This is a genomic window from Saccharospirillum sp., assembly GCF_040881935.1.
Lineage (GTDB): Bacteria > Pseudomonadota > Gammaproteobacteria > Pseudomonadales > Natronospirillaceae > Saccharospirillum.
The window spans coordinates 16,148-20,589 of the sequence record NZ_JBBECH010000058.1 but is presented as its reverse complement, the minus strand read 5'-3'; the positions used below and the strand labels follow the sequence as shown (position 1 = coordinate 20,589).

Here is a 4,442-nt window from a genome sequence, read left to right as displayed (position 1 = left end):
CGTTAGAGCTACAAATGAAAATATGGGCTCCAGTTAAAGTAGCGCTAATTTGTATTTCCTCGGTTAGTGCGGTATACGACACCTCATACGCTGAGGTTGGGCCCAAGATTGGATGGGCACCTGTTGTCACGGGGTTGGTATTTTTTCCCGCTTTGATACTCATCGGTCTATTCGTTCTGAAAACTATTTTCAGACGGAAGCTGAACTTCGAGAAGCCGAGTTTGGAGTCGAACCCCTTAGACTTTTCTCATCCTGAGCACTTCTTTCACCTCGCTGGAATTGTCATACTAATGAGTGGAGTAAGTGATTTGGTGGCAGCGTATGTCAGGTCTGGTGAGGTATGGCCAGTCCAAATTGCTCCTGTATCGCTGGGAATCGGAGTTCTTTTCGGGCTATGGATTCTGCAAGTGGTTCATGCGGGCCAGTTAGCAAGCTCTAACAATTAGTTACAGTTCGTTCCGGCCCTTACGGGCCTCCACCGGGCGGCCTTTTCTCCGCTTCACTGCGTAAAGGCCGCCGCTGAACATTGGCGTTAAGCGCAAAATATGACCGACCAACGTTCTACATTCTCACTGATTGGAGATCGGTATTTAGATACCCAACATGATGCTCAATACATCGACAATCTTGAGCGAGAGTTGAAACTCCGCGGTGTTGTCGGTTTGAAGAGGGTCGCTTTTGAGTACGTTGCAGCCTCGAGTCTTTGGTGGAATGTTTTTTGGTGGGAGTGGTGCGATTTAAACGAGCAGGACGTCAAGCTGGGGTGGGTACAAAACCTGATTCTGTTTGGGCTTGCAGCACTTATTGCGGGCTTAGTCGGTAGTGCTTTGATTTCTGTTGGATGCGTATTGGCTGTTCATGCTGTCACCTTGCGTATGGGGCTTGGGCTACGATCAGGAACCAAGCTTAACAAGTAGTTGTAGTTTGTTCCGGCCTTCGGCCTCCACCGGACGCCCCCTGACAGGGCGCCGCTAAAAAAAAGCGTTATGCCTATGCCTGATGTAGTTGTGGTGCGAGAACACAAATCGAATTATCCGAATCCGGTGAGTTTTGAAGCCGGAGATAGGCTGTTGGTTGGAGAGAGAGATACGGAATATGACGGCTGGGTTAAAATTACCGATAAAAAAGGCATTGTCGGCTGGGCGCCGCTCGAATACATTGAGTTAACAGAAAATGGTGCTAGTGGAGTTGCGGTCAAATTCTACTCAGCTAAGGAGCTGGATGTCGAGCCGGGGGAACGTCTCAGCGTCAAGTATGAGCACTGTCAATGGTGTTGGGTGGAGCACAAAGCTAAAGGTGCAGGCTGGGTACCAAGTGAGTGCCTAGGTTATGCATAACCAAGTTATCAAATACGCTCTCTGCGGTCGCCGGACCTCGTTTCACTCGGCCGTTTATGGCAGGCGTTGGGCGTAATAGAGAGGGCAGCATGAAAGACCAATATTTTGGCGACATTAACGACTATCGGAAGTACGGACTGTTACGTGCCATTATTCGTGCCAGTGGGTTCCGTGTTTTATTCTCTTGGATGCTAACGCCTGATGATGGGAGTACCGATGGAAAATTAATTTCGTATTTGGATAGACCTGATAAGTGGGCATGTCATGATCCTGTTTTGTTCCAAACACTCAAAGAGCTTTTGGCTGCCGGACAAAAGCGCCGAGTAAGTTTAATCGAAGATAGTGGCCTTATCCCGAAAGCAGAATACTTCTCCTCCCTTGTGCCCGATAGTACTTCAGGACGAAGTGCTTGGTTTAGTTCGCTTATCGCGCAGGCGCAAAGTAGTGATTGTATTTTTCTCGATCCAGACAATGGACTGGAGGTGAAATCAAAGCCTTATGGTGGAAAGGGCTCATCAAAGATTTTATATTGGTGCGAAGTGGAAGCGCTTTGGGCCTCGGGGAAGTCGCTGTTAATATACCAGCATTTCATTCGAGAAAAGAGACCCCGTTTTATTGAGCACATGCTAGAGACTTTGAGGAGCTCGACACCTGGGTCCTTTGTTGAGGCATTTTCCACACCCCACGTCGTTTTTCTCATGGCATTGCAACCGGAACACCAGGAGTTTCATGGTGCAATCGTGAGCGCTTTACAAGAAAACTGGGCAGGGCAAATACAGCATTGGGAATTAACTCGCGCCCAACAAAGCGCTCCAGCCGACCGCTCACCCGTTACGCGGCTCGCGTCAGCTGAGCTCTGCGTTAGGAGTTCGCATGGAACTGAATCGTAGTCTTCTCAAAGAAGCAGCGGGAATTGGCCTGATCAGCGAGCAGCAGGCGGATCAGCTTTGGAAATTCCTGGGTGAGCGAGGAAAGGCCGCGCCGAGCTTCCGCTTCACTCATGTTCTCTATTACCTCGGCGGATTGATCGCCATCGGCGCAATGAGCTTGTTCATGACGCTCGGGTGGGAAAGCTTTGGTGGATTGGGGTTATTCTTCATCGCGCTTGCCTATGCTGGCACCGGACTCTGGCTTACAGAGTTTTTTCTTAACCGTAGTCGCTTGCCGATTCCCGCCGGTATCACGGCAACCTTTGTCGTTTTCCTCACACCTTTGGCAGTCTATGGCCTACAGGCCGCATTAGGCTGGTGGGCTGAAGGGAGAGTTTTTCGCGAGTACCACACCCATATCGACTGGCGTTGGATGTTTATGGAGTGCGCCACGCTTGCCAGCGGTGCGGTCATGCTGTGGCGCTATCGCCTGCCATTCCTGGTTATGCCCATTGCTGTAACACTCTGGTACATGAGCATGGACTTGACGCTCTTTCTATTCGGCGAAGCCGACTTGATATGGGAGTTACGAAAGTTCGTGTCGCTGTGGTTTGGCCTGCTCATGGTGTTGCTGGCTTTCTGGGTGGACATCCGCACCCGGAATGACAAGGATTATGCATTTTGGCTTTACCTATTCGGTGTCATTGCATTTTGGGGAGGTTTGTCCATGATGGATTCGGACAGCGAGCTGAATAAATTCATCTATCTTTGCATCAACCTCGGGATGATTGTCGTTGGCGCTATGCTTTCCCGCAAAGTTTTTGCCGTCTTCGGTGGTTTGGGTGCAGCAGGATATCTCAGCCATCTGGCATACGATGTGTTCAAGGACAGCATGATGTTTCCGTTCGTTCTGACGATTATCGGCCTTGGGGTTATTTACCTCGGGATAGTCTGGCAGCGTCACGAAGAAGAAATCAGCAACACGCTACGCGGGCTGCTTCCACTACCAATGAGTGAACTAATTGAGAGACGACATTGAATTTTTTAGTCGTCCTTGAAGAAAACTCCTAACCAGGGGGGCAATCGGACGCCAAAATCGTGCCGCTTTTGGTTCCCTACGCTGGCGCTGCGGCACCGGTTACCTCGGTAGTGGTTTTATTTTGCAAATTAGACATGAGTAAAATTTTAATAAGAAAAGGCAGTATCGCCCCTGCGGGGCTGGACCTCGCTACGCTCGGCCGCTGCTTTAGGCGTTAAAAGGCTAAAATGAAATCTACTGTCGCGGCAAGCTTTACTCTCTTCGTTGTTCTATCGGTACTTTCTTTGGTAGTTAGCGGAGCACCACTCAGGGTTAACGCCGTTAACATCGGCTGTTTCTTTGTGGCGTTTGTTGTTGGTACTGTATTGGCGGAGCGTCGTTCTGTAGGACTTCCAGGCTATGTCATCTGGTTGCTGCTAGGTGCTGTCGGGCTCCTCCTATGGGATCTACTTTCTGCCCTTGTGATAGTTAAGGCAGAAGTATTTATGGGCTGGTATATTATTTACCCTCTCGGTTTAGTAGGGCTGATGGCGCTGCAGTTGTTGGCAGTAGCGATTAGCCGGCTCCAGATTTTCAAAAAGTTTAGGCAAGGGACGCAGTAAACTCCGCCCCTGCTGAAAGCGTTAAGCGACTGGAGAGAAAATTGTATATTAGCGAAGCCATTGAGCTGCAATTGCTCAGCAAGGATCACATAGACGATCTATTCGGCTTGGTAGACGCAAACCGGGAACACCTACGGGAGTGGTTGCCTTGGGTCGATTCAAACAGGTCTTCGGTAGACACGAAATCCTTTATAAATTCGGCTATCAGCCAGCGTGATTCTGGCAATGGGCTGCAGTATGCAGTCTTCCATGAGGAAGTTATGTGTGGTGTGTGTGGGTTTCATCGGTTTGACACAACAAATAAGACCGGTGGAATCGGCTATTGGTTAAGTCGCGGGTATTCAGGTAAAGGTATCATGACTTTATCCGTGAGGGCGCTGGTTGAATCTGGGTTTAGGGAGCACGACTTAAATCGAATCGAGATCGCCTGCGCTACAGGCAATGTTAAAAGCCGAGCCATTCCAGAGCGTTTGGGATTTAGGTTTGAAGGGATGCTCCGCGAGCGTGAGTATCTCTATGGGAGGTATGTAGACCATGCCGTCTATTCAATGCTGGCATCGGAGCTATCGCTTAACAAAGCGTTGCACTGGACAAG

General features: G+C 49.6%; 7 protein-coding genes. All 7 read left to right on the top strand.

From position 1 onward, the window contains the following. Window positions 1-446 (top strand): hypothetical protein (locus tag WEB54_RS11055; RefSeq protein ID WP_368055653.1); only part of this gene is annotated, 446 nt, incomplete at its 5' end. 99 nt (window positions 447-545) lie between these two features. After that, window positions 546-917, top strand: coding sequence for a hypothetical protein (locus tag WEB54_RS11050; RefSeq protein ID WP_368055651.1), 372 nt, complete (start codon window positions 546-548; stop codon window positions 915-917). A gap of 75 nt (window positions 918-992) precedes the next feature. Next, entirely contained in the window at window positions 993-1,337 is a 345-nt protein-coding gene (locus WEB54_RS11045; RefSeq protein WP_368055649.1) for an SH3 domain-containing protein, read from the top strand. A gap of 89 nt (window positions 1,338-1,426) precedes the next feature. Beyond that, a complete protein-coding gene (locus WEB54_RS11040) occupies window positions 1,427-2,227 on the top strand; it encodes a hypothetical protein (RefSeq protein ID WP_368055647.1) in 801 nt (266 codons plus the stop codon). Continuing rightward, entirely contained in the window at window positions 2,211-3,245 is a 1,035-nt protein-coding gene (locus tag WEB54_RS11035) for a DUF2157 domain-containing protein (RefSeq protein ID WP_368055645.1), read from the top strand. Before WEB54_RS11040 ends, WEB54_RS11035 begins: the two co-directional genes overlap by 17 nt. A gap of 227 nt (window positions 3,246-3,472) precedes the next feature. After that, the gene (locus WEB54_RS11030; protein WP_368055643.1) at window positions 3,473-3,847 is read left to right on the top strand and encodes a hypothetical protein; all 375 of its coding nucleotides are present in this window, start codon (window positions 3,473-3,475) and stop codon (window positions 3,845-3,847) included. Between the two features lie 41 nt (window positions 3,848-3,888). Beyond that, on the top strand, window positions 3,889-4,442 hold a 554-nt coding region (locus tag WEB54_RS11025; RefSeq protein ID WP_368055641.1), incomplete at its 3' end, for a GNAT family N-acetyltransferase.

What these genes read in the sequence shown, in the direction of transcription:
- WEB54_RS11040 (WP_368055647.1), top strand. Translation starts at nt 1,427, where the DNA reads ATGAAAGACCAATATTTTGGCGACATTAACGACTATCGGAAGTACGGA.
- WEB54_RS11050 (WP_368055651.1), top strand. Translation starts at nt 546, where the DNA reads ATGACCGACCAACGTTCTACATTCTCACTGATTGGAGATCGGTATTTA.
- WEB54_RS11030 (WP_368055643.1), top strand. Translation starts at nt 3,473, where the DNA reads ATGAAATCTACTGTCGCGGCAAGCTTTACTCTCTTCGTTGTTCTATCG.
- WEB54_RS11035 (WP_368055645.1), top strand. Translation starts at nt 2,211, where the DNA reads ATGGAACTGAATCGTAGTCTTCTCAAAGAAGCAGCGGGAATTGGCCTG.
- WEB54_RS11045 (WP_368055649.1), top strand. Translation starts at nt 993, where the DNA reads ATGCCTGATGTAGTTGTGGTGCGAGAACACAAATCGAATTATCCGAAT.